The organism is Cereibacter johrii, from assembly GCF_001720585.1.
Lineage (GTDB): Bacteria > Pseudomonadota > Alphaproteobacteria > Rhodobacterales > Rhodobacteraceae > Cereibacter_A > Cereibacter_A johrii.
In genome coordinates this window covers 22,190-36,427 of the sequence record NZ_MABH01000248.1, presented here as the reverse complement: position 1 = coordinate 36,427, position 14,238 = coordinate 22,190, and the positions used below count along the sequence as shown (strand labels likewise).

At 64.8% G+C, this 14,238-nt stretch carries 26 protein-coding genes; all 26 read right to left on the bottom strand.

The genetic code is table 11. The features are described 5' to 3' along the window. Positions 1 to 103: 103 nt before the first annotated feature. Positions 104 to 493, bottom strand: a complete 390-nt coding sequence (gene rpsK, locus A9O63_RS20915) for a 30S ribosomal protein S11 (protein ID WP_002722534.1) — start codon at positions 491 to 493, stop codon at positions 104 to 106. A 13-nt stretch (positions 494 to 506) separates the two neighbouring features. Next, complete coding sequence (gene rpsM / locus A9O63_RS20910; RefSeq protein ID WP_069333594.1) at positions 507 to 875, bottom strand: 30S ribosomal protein S13; 369 nt, start codon at positions 873 to 875, stop codon at positions 507 to 509. 174 nt (positions 876 to 1,049) lie between these two features. Next, on the bottom strand, positions 1,050 to 1,703 hold the full coding sequence (locus A9O63_RS20905) for an adenylate kinase (protein WP_069333593.1): 654 nt from the start codon (positions 1,701 to 1,703) through the stop codon (positions 1,050 to 1,052). 10 nt (positions 1,704 to 1,713) lie between these two features. After that, on the bottom strand, positions 1,714 to 3,072 hold the full coding sequence (gene secY, locus A9O63_RS20900) for a preprotein translocase subunit SecY (RefSeq protein ID WP_069333592.1): 1,359 nt from the start codon (positions 3,070 to 3,072) through the stop codon (positions 1,714 to 1,716). Positions 3,073 to 3,172: 100 nt separating this feature from the next. Beyond that, positions 3,173 to 3,658, bottom strand: coding sequence for a 50S ribosomal protein L15 (gene rplO / locus A9O63_RS20895; protein WP_069333591.1), 486 nt, complete (start codon positions 3,656 to 3,658; stop codon positions 3,173 to 3,175). Positions 3,659 to 3,814: 156 nt separating this feature from the next. Beyond that, on the bottom strand, positions 3,815 to 4,003 hold the full coding sequence (gene rpmD, locus A9O63_RS20890; RefSeq protein WP_002722524.1) for a 50S ribosomal protein L30: 189 nt from the start codon (positions 4,001 to 4,003) through the stop codon (positions 3,815 to 3,817). 12 nt (positions 4,004 to 4,015) lie between these two features. Then, entirely contained in the window at positions 4,016 to 4,579 is a 564-nt protein-coding gene (gene rpsE / locus A9O63_RS20885; RefSeq protein WP_069333590.1) for a 30S ribosomal protein S5, read from the bottom strand. A gap of 11 nt (positions 4,580 to 4,590) precedes the next feature. After that, positions 4,591 to 4,950 (bottom strand): 50S ribosomal protein L18, encoded by a 360-nt coding sequence (gene rplR, locus A9O63_RS20880; RefSeq protein WP_002722520.1) that lies wholly within the window; start codon positions 4,948 to 4,950, stop codon positions 4,591 to 4,593. Positions 4,951 to 4,961: 11 nt separating this feature from the next. Further along, a complete protein-coding gene (gene rplF, locus A9O63_RS20875) occupies positions 4,962 to 5,495 on the bottom strand; it encodes a 50S ribosomal protein L6 (protein WP_009563656.1) in 534 nt (177 codons plus the stop codon). A gap of 10 nt (positions 5,496 to 5,505) precedes the next feature. Continuing rightward, a complete protein-coding gene (gene rpsH / locus A9O63_RS20870) occupies positions 5,506 to 5,904 on the bottom strand; it encodes a 30S ribosomal protein S8 (RefSeq protein WP_002722516.1) in 399 nt (132 codons plus the stop codon). Between the two features lie 12 nt (positions 5,905 to 5,916). Then, a complete protein-coding gene (gene rpsN, locus A9O63_RS20865) occupies positions 5,917 to 6,222 on the bottom strand; it encodes a 30S ribosomal protein S14 (protein ID WP_002722514.1) in 306 nt (101 codons plus the stop codon). Between the two features lie 19 nt (positions 6,223 to 6,241). Next, positions 6,242 to 6,802 (bottom strand): 50S ribosomal protein L5, encoded by a 561-nt coding sequence (rplE, locus tag A9O63_RS20860; RefSeq protein ID WP_009563655.1) that lies wholly within the window; start codon positions 6,800 to 6,802, stop codon positions 6,242 to 6,244. Then, a complete protein-coding gene (gene rplX / locus A9O63_RS20855; protein ID WP_002722510.1) occupies positions 6,802 to 7,107 on the bottom strand; it encodes a 50S ribosomal protein L24 in 306 nt (101 codons plus the stop codon). The genes rplE and rplX overlap by 1 nt, the downstream gene beginning before the upstream one ends. Further along, positions 7,107 to 7,475, bottom strand: coding sequence for a 50S ribosomal protein L14 (gene rplN / locus A9O63_RS20850; protein ID WP_002722508.1), 369 nt, complete (start codon positions 7,473 to 7,475; stop codon positions 7,107 to 7,109). The genes rplX and rplN overlap by 1 nt, the downstream gene beginning before the upstream one ends. 73 nt (positions 7,476 to 7,548) lie before the next feature. Further along, entirely contained in the window at positions 7,549 to 7,791 is a 243-nt protein-coding gene (gene rpsQ / locus A9O63_RS20845) for a 30S ribosomal protein S17 (protein ID WP_069333589.1), read from the bottom strand. Between the two features lie 13 nt (positions 7,792 to 7,804). Then, positions 7,805 to 8,011, bottom strand: a complete 207-nt coding sequence (gene rpmC, locus A9O63_RS20840; protein ID WP_002722500.1) for a 50S ribosomal protein L29 — start codon at positions 8,009 to 8,011, stop codon at positions 7,805 to 7,807. 239 nt (positions 8,012 to 8,250) lie between these two features. After that, the gene (gene rplP / locus A9O63_RS20835; RefSeq protein WP_002722499.1) at positions 8,251 to 8,664 is read right to left on the bottom strand and encodes a 50S ribosomal protein L16; all 414 of its coding nucleotides are present in this window, start codon (positions 8,662 to 8,664) and stop codon (positions 8,251 to 8,253) included. A gap of 14 nt (positions 8,665 to 8,678) precedes the next feature. After that, positions 8,679 to 9,395, bottom strand: coding sequence for a 30S ribosomal protein S3 (gene rpsC, locus A9O63_RS20830; protein WP_069333588.1), 717 nt, complete (start codon positions 9,393 to 9,395; stop codon positions 8,679 to 8,681). Then, complete coding sequence (gene rplV / locus A9O63_RS20825; RefSeq protein WP_069333587.1) at positions 9,395 to 9,775, bottom strand: 50S ribosomal protein L22; 381 nt, start codon at positions 9,773 to 9,775, stop codon at positions 9,395 to 9,397. Before rplV ends, rpsC begins: the two co-directional genes overlap by 1 nt. A 3-nt stretch (positions 9,776 to 9,778) precedes the next feature. After that, entirely contained in the window at positions 9,779 to 10,057 is a 279-nt protein-coding gene (rpsS, locus tag A9O63_RS20820; RefSeq protein WP_002722496.1) for a 30S ribosomal protein S19, read from the bottom strand. Positions 10,058 to 10,060: 3 nt separating this feature from the next. Next, positions 10,061 to 10,900, bottom strand: coding sequence for a 50S ribosomal protein L2 (gene rplB / locus A9O63_RS20815; RefSeq protein WP_069333586.1), 840 nt, complete (start codon positions 10,898 to 10,900; stop codon positions 10,061 to 10,063). A gap of 122 nt (positions 10,901 to 11,022) precedes the next feature. Then, on the bottom strand, positions 11,023 to 11,319 hold the full coding sequence (locus A9O63_RS20810; protein ID WP_002722494.1) for a 50S ribosomal protein L23: 297 nt from the start codon (positions 11,317 to 11,319) through the stop codon (positions 11,023 to 11,025). Beyond that, positions 11,316 to 11,936, bottom strand: coding sequence for a 50S ribosomal protein L4 (gene rplD / locus A9O63_RS20805; protein WP_069333585.1), 621 nt, complete (start codon positions 11,934 to 11,936; stop codon positions 11,316 to 11,318). The genes A9O63_RS20810 and rplD overlap by 4 nt, the downstream gene beginning before the upstream one ends. Next, positions 11,926 to 12,648: a 50S ribosomal protein L3 gene (gene rplC, locus A9O63_RS20800; protein ID WP_009563652.1), complete on the bottom strand. Its 723-nt coding sequence runs from the start codon at positions 12,646 to 12,648 to the stop codon at positions 11,926 to 11,928. Before rplC ends, rplD begins: the two co-directional genes overlap by 11 nt. 13 nt (positions 12,649 to 12,661) lie before the next feature. Continuing rightward, positions 12,662 to 12,970, bottom strand: a complete 309-nt coding sequence (rpsJ, locus tag A9O63_RS20795) for a 30S ribosomal protein S10 (RefSeq protein ID WP_002722490.1) — start codon at positions 12,968 to 12,970, stop codon at positions 12,662 to 12,664. A gap of 72 nt (positions 12,971 to 13,042) precedes the next feature. After that, positions 13,043 to 14,218 carry an elongation factor Tu gene (gene tuf / locus A9O63_RS20790; protein ID WP_069333577.1) on the bottom strand — a complete coding sequence of 392 codons (1,176 nt, stop codon included), beginning with the start codon at positions 14,216 to 14,218 and terminating at the stop codon, positions 13,043 to 13,045. Positions 14,219 to 14,238 lie beyond the last annotated feature (20 nt).

Genomic DNA, 14,238 nt, shown 5'->3' with positions numbered 1-14,238 from the left:
ATACCTGTCGCCAGCCCATGTCCGTAAGCCGGCAACGCCCGAGGATCTGAACAAGTCGATCGGGCCGCACCAGATGGCGCGGCCCGACCCGATGGATGTGCGGTCAGACGCGACGGCGTTTCGGCGGACGGCAGCCGTTGTGCGCCATCGGCGTCACGTCGCGAATCGAGGTGATGTTGAGGCCAGCGGCGGCCAGCGCGCGGAGCGCCGATTCGCGCCCCGAACCCGGGCCCTGCACTTCGACCTCGATGGTCTTCATGCCGTGGTCCTGAGCCTTCTTGGCGGCGTCCTCGGCGGCCATCTGCGCCGCGTAGGGCGTCGATTTCCGCGAGCCCTTGAAGCCCATGGTGCCGGCCGACGACCAGGAGATCGCGTTGCCCTGCACGTCGGAAATCAGGATCTTGGTGTTGTTGAACGAGGAGTTCACATGAGCAACGCCGGCGGCGATGTTCTTGCGTTCCTTGCGCTTCATGCGGGTCTTGTCACGTGCCATGTCTCAGCGCCCCTTATTTCTTCTTGCCGGCAATGGCTTTGGCCGGGCCCTTGCGGGTGCGGGCGTTGGTGTGCGTGCGCTGACCGCGCACCGGCAGGCCGCGACGGTGACGCAGGCCGCGGTAGCAGCCGAGATCCATCAGGCGCTTGATGTTCATCGAGGTCTCGCGACGCAGGTCGCCCTCGACGGTCACGTTCGCATCGATGTACTCGCGGATCGCCAGCACTTCGGCGTCGGACAGTTCATTGACGCGACGGGCGCGGTCGATGCCCACGGCGTCACAGATCTGACCGGCCACGAAGTCGCCGATGCCGTGGATGTAGGTGAGCGCGATCGGAACCCGTTTCGCGGTCGGGATGTTGACGCCAGCAATACGTGCCAAACGTTTCTTCCTTTTGTTGCGGTCCCGTAATTCCAGGACCTTTTTTCACAACCACCGGAGCCGGCAGTCGCTCCGGACTGTTCGCCGCAGGACAAAACCCGTCGCTGGACGATTCCCTCGCGGGACGCCGTGATCTATGGGCTTTTGATCCGGCCGTCAAGGCCGGATGCAAAGTCACCCGCGCTTGTCAAGAACCTTCGCGATCGCCGCCGACACCGCATCCATCTCGGCCAGACCGTCGACCGAGGACAGCTGCCCCTTGGCATAGTAGTAGCCGATGAGGGGCGAGGTTTTCTTGTAATATTCCATCAGACGCTTCGACAGCGCCTCGGCCGTGTCGTCCGCACGCCGCCGCAGGTCCGTCGAGCCGCAGACGTCGCAGACGCCCTCGACCTTCGTGGGCTTCGTATCGTCGTGATAGACCGCGCCGCAGGCGCCGCACGAGTAGCGGCCGGTGATGCGCGCCACGAGGGCGGCATCGTCCACCTGCATCTCGATCACCGCATCGAGCCCCTGCCCCATCTGCGCAAGCAGCTCTCCCAAGGCATCCGCCTGCTTCAGCGTCCGCGGGAAACCGTCGAAGATGAAGCCGCCCGCCGCGGGCGACTGCAGCTTCTCGCGAATCAGGCCGATCACGATCTCGTCCGTCACGAGCTCGCCCCGGTCCATCACCTCGGCCGCGCGGCGGCCCATCTCGGAACCGCTGGTCTTGGCCTCGCGCAGCATGTCGCCCGTCGAGAGCTGCACCATGCCGCGGCTCTCCTCGAGCCGCTTGGCCTGCGTGCCCTTGCCCGCGCCCGGCGGCCCCAGAAGTATCACATTCACCATCACTCTTCCCTCAGCGGCGGGTCGGAGTCTTCGCCCCGGTCCGTTTCCTTCCACGCAGCTGCGACCGCTCGATCAGCCCCTCGTACTGGTGGGCTAGCAGGTGCGACTGAACCTGGTTGATCGTGTCCATCGTCACCGACACCACGATCAGCACCGACGTTCCCCCGAAGTAGAAGGGAATGCCGAGCTGGTTACGCAGGATCTCGGGCAGGAGGCAGACGGCCGCGAGATAGGCCGAGCCGAGCACGAGGATCCGGTTCACCACATATTCGAGATATTCCTCGGTCTTCTTGCCGGGACGGATGCCCGGGATGAAGCCGTTCTGGTTCTTCAGGTTCTCGGCCACGTCGTCGACCTTGAAGGCCACGTTCGCCGTGTAGAAATAGGCGAAGAACACGATCATGCCTGCGAAGAACAGCAGGTAGAGCGGCTGGCCGGGGCCGAAGTAGGCGAGGATCGTCGACATGACGGGGCCGGTCTGCTGGCCCGAGAAGGTCGAGATCGTCACCGGAAGCAGGAGGAGCGACGAGGCGAAGATCGCCGGGATCACGCCCGCCGGGTTCACCTTGACCGGCAGGTGCGACGAGCCGCCGTCATAGATCTTCATGCCGACCTGGCGCCGCGGATACTGGATGTGGATCTTGCGGAGCGCGCGCTCCATGAAGACCACGAAAGTGATCACGGCGATCACCATGGCGATCACGCCCACGATCACGGCGGGGCTGATGGCGCCCGAACGGCCTTGGCTCAGGAACTGGGCGAGGTGCGCGGGGATCTCGGCGACGATGCCCACGAAGATGATAAGAGAGATCCCGTTGCCGATGCCGCGCGCGGTGATCTGCTCGCCGAGCCACATCAGGAACATGGTGCCGCCGACGAGCGTGATGACGCAGGCGGCGCGGAAGAACATCCCCGGATCCGTCACGAGATCGCCCGCCTCGAGGCTCAGGGCGATGCCCCAGGCCTGGAAGGTCGCCAGGAACACGGTGCCGTAGCGGGTATACTGGTTGATCTTCTTGCGGCCCTGCTCGCCCTCTTTCTTGAGCTGCTCGAGCTTCGGCACCATCGAGGCCATGAGCTGGACGATGATCGAGGCCGAGATGTAGGGCATGATGCCGAGCGCGAAGATGCCCATCCGGCTGATCGCGCCGCCGGTGAACATGTTCAGCATCCCGCCGATGCCGGCCGTCGCACTGTCCATGAACTGGCGCAGGGCCGAGCCGTCGATGCCTGGCACGGGAATGTAGGTGCCGAGGCGATACACCATCAGCAGGCCAATGGTGAAGAAGATGCGTTGGCGAAGGTCGGTGGCCTTGCCGAGGGCGCCCCAACTCAGGTTCGCCGCCATTTGCTCTGCAGCAGATGCCATGCCCGGTCTCTCTCATGACGGCGCCGCCGATCCGTTCTCCGGGTCGGCGGCGCGGGAAAACTGTCAGGTGATGTATGCGCCCGCAGGCGCACCCACAACCTTATTCTGCGCTGGCGGCCGCCGCAGCCGGAGCGGTCAGGGTGATCGAGCCACCCGCCTTCTCGATCGCTTCCACCGCCGATTTCGACGCGCCCGACACGGTCAGCGCGAGCTTCGCGGTGATCTCGCCCTTGGCCAGCACGCGGATGCCGTCACGCTTGTGCGAGGTCACGCCCGCGGCCACGATCGCGGCCTCGTCGATCGGCTGGCTGGCGTCCAGCTTGCCGGCATCGACGAACTTCTGGATCAGGCCGAGGTTGACCACGGCATATTCCTTGCGGTTCGGCTTGGTGAAGCCCCGCTTCGGCAGACGCCGGTAGAGCGGCATCTGGCCGCCTTCGTAGCCGTTCAGAGCCACGCCCGAACGCGACTTCTGGCCCTTGATCCCGCGGCCGGCGGTCTTGCCCTTGCCCGAGCCCGGGCCGCGCGCCACGCGCTTCTTCTTGCGGGCTGCGCCTTCGTTGTCGCGGAGTTCGTTCAGTTTCATGTCGCTATCTCCTGGCCGGAACCCCTCCGCCAGCGACGGATGGAGGGAACACGGCGTTTCTTGTTGTTGGGCAGAGAGTCGCCTCTCCGCGCGCCTGATATGGGGAAAGGGCGCCCGGTGCAAGCCCGCGCGCCCCGTGATTGCACGAGCCCGGCGTCAGCCGCGCTCTTCGATGATCTCGACCAGATGCGGGATCTTGGCGACCATGCCGCGGATCGACGGCGTGTCTTCCAGTTCCCGGGTCCGGTGCATCTTGTTCAGCCCGAGGCCCTTGAGGACCGCGGTCTGAACGGCCGGACGGCGGGCTGCCGACCGGACCTGCTTCACGATGATCGTTTTCGCCATGGTGCGGACTCCTTACGCTTCCGCCACTTCGGCTTCCGGCTTCTTCAGGATGTCGGCCACCTTCTTGCCGCGACGCTGCGCGACTTGACGAGGGCTGGATTCCCGCTTCAGACCGTCCATCGTGGCACGGATCATGTTGTAGGGGTTCTGCGAGCCGAGCGACTTCGCCACCACGCCCTGGATGCCGAGCATCTCGAACACGGCGCGCATCGGGCCGCCGGCGATGATCCCCGTCCCCGGAACGGCGGCCCGCATCACGACCTTGCCGGCGCCGTGGCGGCCTTCCTGGTCATGGTGCAGCGTCCGGCCGTCGCGCAGCGCGACGCGGATCATCTGACGCTTGGCCTGCTCGGTCGCCTTGCGGATGGCTTCCGGCACTTCCTTGGCCTTGCCCTTGCCGAAGCCGACGCGGCCGCGCTGGTCGCCCACGACCACCAGAGCCGCAAAGCCGAAGCGCTTGCCGCCCTTCACGGTCTTGGAGACGCGGTTGATCGCCACCAGACGATCGGCGAATTCCGGGGTTTCCTCGCGCGAACGATCGTCGCGACGGTCCCGGCGGTTCTCTCTTTCTGCCATCGTCTTACTCCTCAGAACTTCAGGCCGCCTTCACGGGCAGCGTCGGCCAGAGCCTTGATCTTCCCGTGAAAGAGGAAACCGCCGCGGTCGAAGAAACATTCCTCGATCCCGGCCGCCTTCGCCCGCTCGGCGATCGCACGGCCCACGGCCGCCGACGCCTCGACGTTGTTCTTGCCGACGAAGCCCAGGCCCTTCTCGAGGGTCGAGGCCGCCGCCAGCGTGACACCGTTCGCGTCGTCGATCAGCTGGGCGCTGATGTTCTTCGAGGAACGGTGGACGGACAGCCGGAGCCGCCCGTTCGCCGATGCTTTCAGTTTGTTCCGGACGCGCAGGCGGCGCTTGAGGAACAGCTCTCTTTTCGTGTTCGCCATTGTCGCGCCCCTTACTTCTTCTTGCCTTCCTTGCGGAAGATGAACTCGTCCTTGTAGCGGATGCCCTTGCCCTTGTAGGGCTCGGGACGCCGCCACTCGCGGATGTTCGCCGCCACCTGGCCGACCAGCTGCTGGTCAATGCCTTCGACCGTGATCTCGGTCTGCTTCGGGGTGGTGACGGTGACGCCCGCCGGAACCTCGAAGTTGACGTCGTGCGAATAGCCGAGCGAGAGCTTCAGCACGTTGCCGGCCATCTGCGCGCGGTAACCCACGCCCGAGATCTCCAGCTCCTTCTTGAAGCCGGTGGTGACGCCGGTCACGAGGTTTTCCACCTGCGACCGCACCATGCCCCATTGCTGACGCGCACGTTTCGAGGTGCCGCGCGGGGTCACCTTCACCGAACCTTCGTCCAGCGCGAGGGTCACGTCGTCGGTCGCCGAGAAGCTGCGGGTGCCTTTCGGGCCCTTCACTTCGATCGACTGGCCCGAGATCGAGGCCGTCACGCCTTTCGGCAGCGGAACGGGTTTCTTGCCAATACGAGACATTGAACCCTCCTCAGAACACGGTGCAGAGCACTTCGCCGCCAACATTGGCGGAGCGGGCGCTCGCATCGGACATGACGCCTTTCGGCGTGGAGATGATCGACACGCCGAGGCCGTTACGGACGCTCGGAAGGTCCTTCGTGGCCATGTAGACGCGGCGGCCGGGCTTCGACACGCGCTTGAGTTCGCGGATCACCGGGGTACCCTCGAAGTACTTCAGCGAGATGACCAGTTCGCCCTGGCCGTTCTCGGTTTCCTTCTTCTCGTAGCCGCGGATGTAGCCCTCGGCCTGGAGCACGTCGAGCACCCAGGCGCGCAGCCGGGACGCCGGCGTGCTCACCGTGGACTTGCCACGCAGCTGCGCGTTGCGGATGCGGGTCAGCATATCGCCGAGCGGATCGTTCACAGACATATCCCGATCTCCTTACCAGCTCGACTTCACCATGCCGGGGATCTGGCCGAACGAGGCCAGTTCACGCAGCATGATCCGCGAGAGTTTCAGCTTGCGATAATACGCATGCGGACGGCCCGTCAGCTGGCAGCGGTTGTGGATCCGCGTGGCCGACGAGTTGCGCGGCAGTTCCGCCAGCTTGAGCTGCGCCTTGAAGCGTTGCTCCATCGGCAGGTCCGCGTTGGTGGTGATCTCCTTCAGCGAGGCGCGCTTGGCAGCATATTGCTGCACCATCTTCGCGCGCTTGATCTCGCGTTCGATCATGGATTTCTTCGCCATACTCTTCTCTCTCCCGCGATCAGCTGATGAACGGCATGTTGAACTGCTTCAACAGCGCCTTCGCTTCCGCGTCGGTCTTCGCGGTGGTGCAGATGATGATGTCCATGCCGAGAACCTCGTCGACCTTGTCGAAGTTGATCTCGGGGAACACGAACTGCTCCTTGAGGCCCATCGCGTAGTTGCCGCGGCCATCGAACGAGTTGCCTTTCACGCCGCGGAAGTCGCGGACGCGGGGCAGCGCGATCGTGATCAGACGGTCGAGGAATTCGTACATGCGGTCGCCGCGGAGCGTGACCTTGCAGCCGAGCGGCATCTGCTCGCGCACGCGGAAGCCGGCGATCGACTTCTTGGCGTGGGTCACGACGGCCTTCTGGCCGGCGATCATCGAGAGCTCTTCCGCGGCGGTCTTCACCTTCTTGGTGTCCTTGACCGCCTCGCCGACGCCCATGTTCAGGACGATCTTGTCCAGACGCGGGATCTGCATGTCGTTCTTGTAGCCGAACTCTTCCTTCAGCGCGGCGCGAACGGTGCTCGCATAGGCCGCCTTCAGGCGCGGGGTGTAGTTGGTCTGGTCGAGCATCAGATGACATCCCCCGTGGTCTTGGCGTAGCGGACCTTCTTCTCGCCCTCGAAGCGGAAGCCCACGCGCGTGGCCTTGCCGTTGGCATCGAGCAGCGCGAGGTTCGACAGATCGATCGGCATCGCCTTGGCGAGACGGCCGCCCTGGGCGGTCGGCGTCTGCTTGGTGTGGCGGATGGCGACGTTCACGCCCTCGACCACGGCCTTGTTGTCCTTCGGCATCACCGCAGTGATCTCGCCCTGCTTGCCCTTGTCCTTGCCGGCCAGCACGACGACGCGGTCACCCTTCTTCAGCTTCGCAGCCATCAGAGCACCTCCGGCGCCAGCGAGATGATTTTCATGAAGTTCTTGGCACGCAGCTCGCGCACGACCGGCCCGAAGATACGGGTGCCGACCGGTTCGCCCTGGTTGTTCAGGATGACGGCAGCATTGCGGTCGAAGCGGATGGTGGTGCCGTCCTCACGACGGACTTCCTTGGCGGTGCGCACGACGACGGCCTTGCGGACATCGCCCTTCTTCACGCGACCGCGCGGGATGGCTTCCTTCACCGACACCACGATGATGTCGCCGACGCTGGCATAGCGACGGTGGGAACCACCCAGAACCTTGATGCACTGAACTCGGCGAGCGCCGGAGTTGTCAGCAACATCCAGATTGGTCTGCATCTGGATCATTTGGTTTCTCCCGACCTTTGGGGACCGCTAGATCCCACGGCCCCAGGGTTTCGTTCAGGCGGAAAGGAGGACGTCACGCCACGACGGCGTCGGTCACGACCTTCCAGCGCTTCGTCTTCGAGATGGGCGCGCATTCCTCGATGCGGACGACGTCGCCGACCTTGAATTGGTTCTCCGGGTCATGGGCCCGGTATTTCTTCGACAGACGGACCGTCTTCTTCAGCAGCGGGTGCTTGAAGCGGCGCTCGACGAGGACCGTCACGGTCTGCTCGTTCTTGTCGCTGGTCACGGTGCCTTGCAGGATGCGTTTGGGCATGGGAGGCTTCCTCTCAGTTCGCAGCGGCCGAAGCGGCCATCTCGTTCAGGACCGTCTTGATGCGGGCAACGTCGCGGCGGACGGCGCGCATGCGGGCGGTGTTCTCGAGCTGGCCGGTGGCCTGCTGGAAGCGGAGGTTGAAGGCCTCTTTCTTGAGCGCCACGAGCTGGTCGCGGAGCTGGTCCGGGGTCTTGGACCGCAGTTCCTGGGCGGTGGTCATCGCCTCTTTCCTTCTTCAATCACCAGAGGGCTCCCGACCTTGGCAGGGTTACCTTGGATCTGGTGGATCAATGACAAACCCGCGAATCCGGTGACCCGGAATCCGCAGGATGCAGCCTGCTACAGGAGGTTCGGCCGAAGGGCAAGCGAAAGAATGCCCCAACGGCCTTGTTTCATTGAAAAGGCCCCCGGGCGCGGCTGCGTCCGGGGGCCTCTGTCCTGCCCGCCTGGGGCCGGAGATCACCAGTCCTCGCGGACCACGATCCGGGTCATGACCGGCAGCTTCATCGCGCCGAGGCGCAGGGCCTCGCGGGCGATGGTCTCGGACACGCCGTCGATCTCGAACATGATCCGGCCCGGCTTCACCTTGGCCGCCCAGTAGTCGACCGAGCCCTTGCCCTTACCCATCCGGACTTCGGTGGGCTTGGAGGTCACCGGCACGTCCGGGAACACGCGGATCCAGACCCGGCCCTGACGCTTCATGTGGCGGGTGATCGCACGGCGAGCCGCCTCGATCTGCCGCGCGGTCACACGCTCGGGCTCGGTGGCCTTGAGGCCGAAGCCGCCGAAGTTCAGGAGGAACCCGCCCTTGGCTTCACCGTGGATGCGGCCCTTGTGCTGTTTGCGGAACTTCGTCCGTTTCGGTTGCAGCATCTGTCATTGCTCCCTTACGCGCGTTCGCGGTCGCGACGCGGCGGCCGCGGTGCGGCACCTTCCTGAGCTTCCGAGTGCCGGCGGTCGTGCGCCTGCGGATCGTGCTCGAGGATCTCGCCCTTGAAGATCCAGACCTTCACCCCGATGATCCCGTAGGGGGTCGAGGCTTCCGAGGTCGCGTAGTCGATGTCGGCGCGCAGCGTGTGCAGCGGCACCCGACCCTCGCGGTACCATTCGGTCCGGGCAATCTCGGCGCCGCCGAGGCGGCCCGACACGTTGACCCGGATGCCCAGGGCACCGATCCGCATGGCGTTCTGCACGCCGCGCTTCATGGCGCGACGGAAGGACACCCGGCGTTCCATCTGCTGGGCGATCGACTCGGCCACCAGCTGGGCGTCCAGCTCGGGCTTGCGGATCTCGACGATGTTCAGGTGAAGCTCGGACTTGGTGAAGGCCGACAGCTTCTTACGCAGCGTCTCGATGTCCGCGCCCTTCTTGCCGATGATCACGCCCGGACGGGCGGTGTGGATCGTCACGCGGCACTTGCGGTGCGGACGCTCGATGATCACCTTCGACACGCCGGCCTGCTTGGCGTAGTCGTGGATGAACTCGCGCATCTTCAGGTCTTCCAGCAGCAGGTTGCCGTAGTCCTTCGACTCGGCGAACCAGCGGCTGTCCCAGGTGCGGTTGACCTGAAGGCGCATGCCGATCGGATTGACCTTCTGACCCATTACGCAGTCTCCCCGACTTGCTTCACCTTGATCGTGAGCTCGCTGAACGGTTTCATGATCTTGCCGAACCGGCCGCGAGCCCGCGGACGACCGCGCTTCATGACAAGGTTCTTGCCGCAGAAGGCTTCCGAGACCACGAGTTCATCCACGTCGAGGCCGTGGTTGTTCTCGGCGTTCGCGATGGCCGACTGCAGGCACTTCAGCACGTCCTGGCTGATGCGCTTCTTCGAGAAGGTGAGGTCGGCGATCGCCTTGTCGACCTTCTTGCCACGGATGAGGGCCGCGACGAGGTTCAGCTTCTGCGGCGAGGTGCGCAGCATCTTCGCCTTGGCAAAAGCCTCGTTTTCGCCCACGCGGCGCGGGTTCTTTTCCTTGCCCATGGATTACTTCCTCTTCGCTTTCTTGTCGGCCGCGTGACCGTAGTAGGTCCGGGTCGGCGAATATTCACCGAACTTCTGGCCGATCATCTCCTCGGTCACGTTGACCGGGACGTGCTTCTTGCCGTTGTAGACGCCGAAGGTCAGACCCACGAACTGCGGCAGGATGGTGGAGCGCCGCGACCAGATCTTGATCACTTCATTCTTGCCCGACTCGCGCGACTTCTCTGCCTTCTTCAGCAGGTACCCGTCGACGAAGGGGCCTTTCCAGGTAGAACGTGCCATGGCTCAGCGCCCTTTCTTCTTCGCGTGCCGCGAGCGGACAATCAGCTTGTCCGAAGCCTTGCTCTTGCGGGTCCGGTTGCCCTTGGTGCCCTTGCCCCACGGGGTGACCGGGTGACGGCCGCCCGAGGTCCGGCCTTCGCCGCCGCCGTGCGGGTGGTCGATCGGGTTCATGGCCACGCCGCGGACGGTCGGGCGAACGCCGAGGTGCCGCATCCGGCCGGCCTTGCCGAAGTTCTGGTTCGAGTTGTCCGGGTTCGACACGGCACCCACGGTGGCCATGCATTCCTGACGCACCATGCGCAGCTCGCCCGAGCTCAGACGGATCTGGGCGTAGCCGCCGTCGCGGCCGACGAACTGGGCGTAGGTGCCGGCGGCGCGGGCCAGCTGGCCGCCCTTGCCGGGCTTCAGCTCGACGTTGTGCACGATCGTGCCGATCGGCATGCCCGAGAAGGGCATCGCGTTGCCCGGCTTCACGTCGGTCTTGGCGCCGGCGACGACGCTGTCGCCCACGGCGAGGCGCTGCGGCGCGAGGATGTAGGCGAGCTCGCCATCCTCATAGCGCACGAGCGCGATGAACGCGGTGCGGTTCGGGTCGTATTCGATGCGCTCGACCACGGCCGGCACGTCGAACTTGCGACGCTTGAAATCCACGATGCGGTAGAGCCGCTTGGCCCCGCCGCCCTTGTGCCACATCGTGACGCGTCCGGTGTTGTTCCGGCCACCGGTCTTGATCAGGCCCTCGACGAGGGTCTTGACCGGACGGCCTTTCCACAGCTCCGAACGGTCGATCAGAACCAGCCCACGCTGGCCAGGCGTCGTCGGTTTGTACGACTTGAGTGCCATGCTTCCTGTCTTCCGTCAGCTAGAGACCCCTTGGGAGGGGCCGGTACAGGGCTCCGAAGATCCCCAGATTATAAAAATCACGGCCCCGGAAGCCCGGGGCCGCGAGATTCGCAGGCCTTCTATCAGAGGCCCGTCGAGACGTCGATGGTGTTTCCTTCCTCGAGCGTCACATAGGCCTTCTTGCGGTCCGAGCGCACGCCGGGGCGGCCCTTGAACTTCTTGGTCTTGCCCTTGGTCACGACGGTGTTCACCGCCTTGACCTTGACGTTGAAGATGGCCTCGACCGCTTCCTTGATCTGCGGTTTGGTCGCTTCCATCGCCACGGCGAAGACGACGCCGTTGGCTTCCGACGTCATGGTCGCCTTCTCGGTGATCACCGGCTTGCGGATCACATCGTAATGTTCGGGTTTGGCGGTCATTTCAGACGAGCCTCCAGAGCTTCGACACCCGCCTTCGTGATCACGAGCGTGTCACGCTTCAGGATGTCATACACGTTCGCCCCGATCGACGGCAGCACGTCCACGCCTTCGAGGTTGCGCGCGGCCTTGGCGAAGTTCTCGTTGATGTCGGCGCCGTCGATGACGAGCACGCGCTTCCAGCCGAGTTCCTTCACCGCTTTCGCGAGCATCGCGGTCTTGCCTTCGGCCAGCGCGAGATCCTCGAGCACGATCAGGTTGCCCGTCGTGGCCTTGGACGACAGCGCGTGCTTCAGCCCGAGCGCCCGGAACTTCTTGTTCAGGTCGTGGGCGTGGCTGCGCGGGGTCGGGCCCTTGTAGACGCCACCGTGACGGAAGATCGGCGCCTTCTTGGACCCGTGGCGAGCGCCGCCGGTGCCTTTCTGGCGATAGATCTTCTTGGTCGAGTAGCTCACGTCCGACTTGCCGAGCACCGAGTGCGTGCCGGCCTGGGCTTTCGCCCGTTGCCAGCGCACGACGCGGTGCAGGATGTCGGCGCGCGGCTCCAGACCGAAGATCGCGTCGTCGAGTTCAATCGAGCCAGCGGGGCTCGCGTCCAGCTTGATGACTTCAGCCTTCATTGCTTTCGCCTCCGGTGGAGGTTTCCTCGGCAACCGCCGCGGCACGGATCGCCGCCGGACGGATCGCTTGTTCCGGCGCCGGCTTCTTCACCGCGTCCTTGATGGTGACCCAGCCGCCCTTCGAACCGGGAACGGCGCCCTTCACCATGATCAGGCCGCGGTCGCTGTCGGTGCGCACGACCTGCAGGTTCTGCGTGGTCACACGGGCAGCACCCATGTGGCCGGCCATCTTCTTGCCCTTGAACACCTTGCCGGGGTCCTGGCACTGGCCGGTGGAGCCGTGCGAGCGGTGGCTGATCGACACGCCGTGCGAGGCGCGCAGACCGCCGAAGTTGTGCCGCTTCATGGCACCGGCAAAGCCCTTACCGATCGAGGTGCCGGCGATATCCACGAACTGACCCGCGAAATAGTGGTCAGCGGTGATCTCGGCACCCACGTCGATCAGGCAGTCCGGCGTGACGCGGAATTCGGCGATCTTGCGCTTGGGCTCCACGTTCGCTTTCGCGAAGTGGCCACGCTGAGCCGCCGACACGCGCTTGGCCTTGGCCGCGCCCGCGCCGAGCTGAACGGCCGTGTAGCCGTCCTTCTCGGTCGTGCGCTGCGCGACGACCTGAAGCGAATCGAGTTGGAGGACGGTCACGGGAACCTGCTTCCCGTCCTCGAGGAACAGCCGGGTCATGCCCAGCTTCTTGGCGATTACACCAGAACGCATCTTCGTGGACCCCTCAAACCTTGATCTGAATGTCCACGCCGGCCGCGAGGTCGAGCTTCATCAGCGCGTCCACGGTCTGCGGGGTCGGATCGACGATGTCGAGAAGACGCTTGTGCGTCCGGATCTCCCACTGGTCGCGCGACTTCTTGTCGATGTGCGGACCGCGGAGAACGGTGAACTTCTCGATCTTGTTCGGCAGCGGGATCGGGCCGCGCACTTGCGCACCGGTCCGCTTGGCGGTGTTCACGATTTCCTGGGTGCTGGCGTCCAGCACCCGGTAATCGAAGGCCTTCAGCCTGATGCGGATAGTCTGACCTTGCATTTCATTGCCCTCGGGCTTGGCGGGAAACGGGGGGGCGTGGTCTCGTCCCCCCGCCCCTCTGCCAATTGCGGTTTACGCGATGATTTTCGAGACGACGCCGGCGCCGACGGTGCGGCCGCCTTCACGGATGGCGAAGCGGAGCTTCTCTTCCATGGCGATCGGCGCGATCAGCTCGACGTTGAACTTCAGGTTGTCGCCCGGCATCACCATCTCGGTGCCTTCCGGCAGCTGGACGGTCCCGGTCACGTCGGTGGTCCGGAAGTAGAACTGCGGACGGTAGTTGGCGAAGAACGGGGTGTGGCGGCCGCCTTCCTCTTTCGTGAGGATGTAGGCCTCGGCCTCGAACTTCGTGTGCGGCTTCACCGAGCCCGGCTTGCAGAGAACCTGCCCGCGCTCGATGCCGTCGCGGTCCACGCCGCGGAGCAGCAGGCCCACGTTGTCGCCCGCTTCGCCCTGGTCGAGCAGCTTGCGGAACATCTCGACGCCGGTGCAGACCGTCTTCTTCGACGGGCGGATGCCGACGATCTCGAGTTCCTCGCCCACCTTCACCACGCCGCGCTCGATCCGGCCCGTGGCCACGGTGCCGCGGCCCGAGATCGAGAACACGTCCTCGACCGGCATCAGGAACGGCTGGTCCACGGCACGCGCCGGGGTCGGGATGTACTCGTCGACGGCGGCGATCAGCGCGCGGATCGAATCCTCGCCGATTTCCTTGTCGGTGCCGTTCATCGCCGCCAGAGCCGAGCCCTTGATGATCGGGATGTCGTCGCCGGGGTAGTCGTAGGAGGACAGAAGCTCACGGATCTCCATCTCGACCAGCTCGATGAGTTCCGGATCGTCCACCTGGTCGACCTTGTTCATGTAGACGACCATGTAGGGGATGCCCACCTGACGGCCGAGCAGGATGTGCTCGCGCGTCTGCGGCATCGGGCCATCGGCCGCGTTCACCACGAGGATCGCGCCGTCCATCTGCGCGGCGCCCGTGATCATGTTCTTCACATAGTCGGCGTGGCCGGGGCAGTCGACGTGCGCATAGTGACGCGTTTCCGACTCGTATTCCACGTGCGCGGTCGAGATCGTGATCCCGCGGGCCCGCTCTTCCGGCGCGCCGTCGATCTGGTCGTACGCGCGGAACTCGCCGAAATACTTCGTGATCGCGGCCGTCAGAGTCGTCTTGCCGTGGTCAACGTGGCCGATCGTGCCGATGTTGACGTGCGGTTTGTTACGTTCAAACTTTGCCTTTGCCATGATGGCCTCCTGAGACGTTC

Bases quoted from the DNA above. Each gene is read 5' to 3' on its own strand.
- A9O63_RS20810 (WP_002722494.1), bottom strand. From the start codon at position 11,319: ATGACCGCCAAACCCGAACATTACGATGTGATCCGCAAGCCGGTGATC.
- rplX (WP_002722510.1), bottom strand. From the start codon at position 7,107: ATGGCTGCGAAGCTGAAGAAGGGTGACCGCGTCGTCGTGCTGGCCGGC.
- rpsQ (WP_069333589.1), bottom strand. From the start codon at position 7,791: ATGCCCAAACGCATCCTGCAAGGCACCGTGACCAGCGACAAGAACGAG.
- rpmC (WP_002722500.1), bottom strand. From the start codon at position 8,011: ATGACCACCGCCCAGGAACTGCGGTCCAAGACCCCGGACCAGCTCCGC.
- rplE (WP_009563655.1), bottom strand. From the start codon at position 6,802: ATGCTCGACCAGACCAACTACACCCCGCGCCTGAAGGCGGCCTATGCG.
- rplF (WP_009563656.1), bottom strand. From the start codon at position 5,495: ATGTCTCGTATTGGCAAGAAACCCGTTCCGCTGCCGAAAGGCGTGACG.
- rplC (WP_009563652.1), bottom strand. From the start codon at position 12,648: ATGCGTTCTGGTGTAATCGCCAAGAAGCTGGGCATGACCCGGCTGTTC.
- tuf (WP_069333577.1), bottom strand. From the start codon at position 14,218: ATGGCAAAGGCAAAGTTTGAACGTAACAAACCGCACGTCAACATCGGC.
- rplN (WP_002722508.1), bottom strand. From the start codon at position 7,475: ATGATCCAGATGCAGACCAATCTGGATGTTGCTGACAACTCCGGCGCT.
- rpsJ (WP_002722490.1), bottom strand. From the start codon at position 12,970: ATGCAAGGTCAGACTATCCGCATCAGGCTGAAGGCCTTCGATTACCGG.
- rplP (WP_002722499.1), bottom strand. From the start codon at position 8,664: ATGCTGCAACCGAAACGGACGAAGTTCCGCAAACAGCACAAGGGCCGC.
- secY (WP_069333592.1), bottom strand. From the start codon at position 3,072: ATGGCATCTGCTGCAGAGCAAATGGCGGCGAACCTGAGTTGGGGCGCC.
- rpmD (WP_002722524.1), bottom strand. From the start codon at position 4,003: ATGGCGAAAACGATCATCGTGAAGCAGGTCCGGTCGGCAGCCCGCCGT.
- rpsS (WP_002722496.1), bottom strand. From the start codon at position 10,057: ATGGCACGTTCTACCTGGAAAGGCCCCTTCGTCGACGGGTACCTGCTG.
- rpsN (WP_002722514.1), bottom strand. From the start codon at position 6,222: ATGGCGAAGAAATCCATGATCGAACGCGAGATCAAGCGCGCGAAGATG.
- rplR (WP_002722520.1), bottom strand. From the start codon at position 4,950: ATGGCGAACACGAAAAGAGAGCTGTTCCTCAAGCGCCGCCTGCGCGTC.
- rplO (WP_069333591.1), bottom strand. From the start codon at position 3,658: ATGAAACTGAACGAACTCCGCGACAACGAAGGCGCAGCCCGCAAGAAG.
- rpsK (WP_002722534.1), bottom strand. From the start codon at position 493: ATGGCACGTGACAAGACCCGCATGAAGCGCAAGGAACGCAAGAACATC.
- rpsH (WP_002722516.1), bottom strand. From the start codon at position 5,904: ATGTCTGTGAACGATCCGCTCGGCGATATGCTGACCCGCATCCGCAAC.
- rplB (WP_069333586.1), bottom strand. From the start codon at position 10,900: ATGGCACTCAAGTCGTACAAACCGACGACGCCTGGCCAGCGTGGGCTG.
- A9O63_RS20905 (WP_069333593.1), bottom strand. From the start codon at position 1,703: ATGGTGAATGTGATACTTCTGGGGCCGCCGGGCGCGGGCAAGGGCACG.
- rplD (WP_069333585.1), bottom strand. From the start codon at position 11,936: ATGAAGGCTGAAGTCATCAAGCTGGACGCGAGCCCCGCTGGCTCGATT.
- rpsC (WP_069333588.1), bottom strand. From the start codon at position 9,395: ATGGGTCAGAAGGTCAATCCGATCGGCATGCGCCTTCAGGTCAACCGC.
- rpsE (WP_069333590.1), bottom strand. From the start codon at position 4,579: ATGGCAGAAAGAGAGAACCGCCGGGACCGTCGCGACGATCGTTCGCGC.
- rplV (WP_069333587.1), bottom strand. From the start codon at position 9,775: ATGGGCAAGGAAAAGAACCCGCGCCGCGTGGGCGAAAACGAGGCTTTT.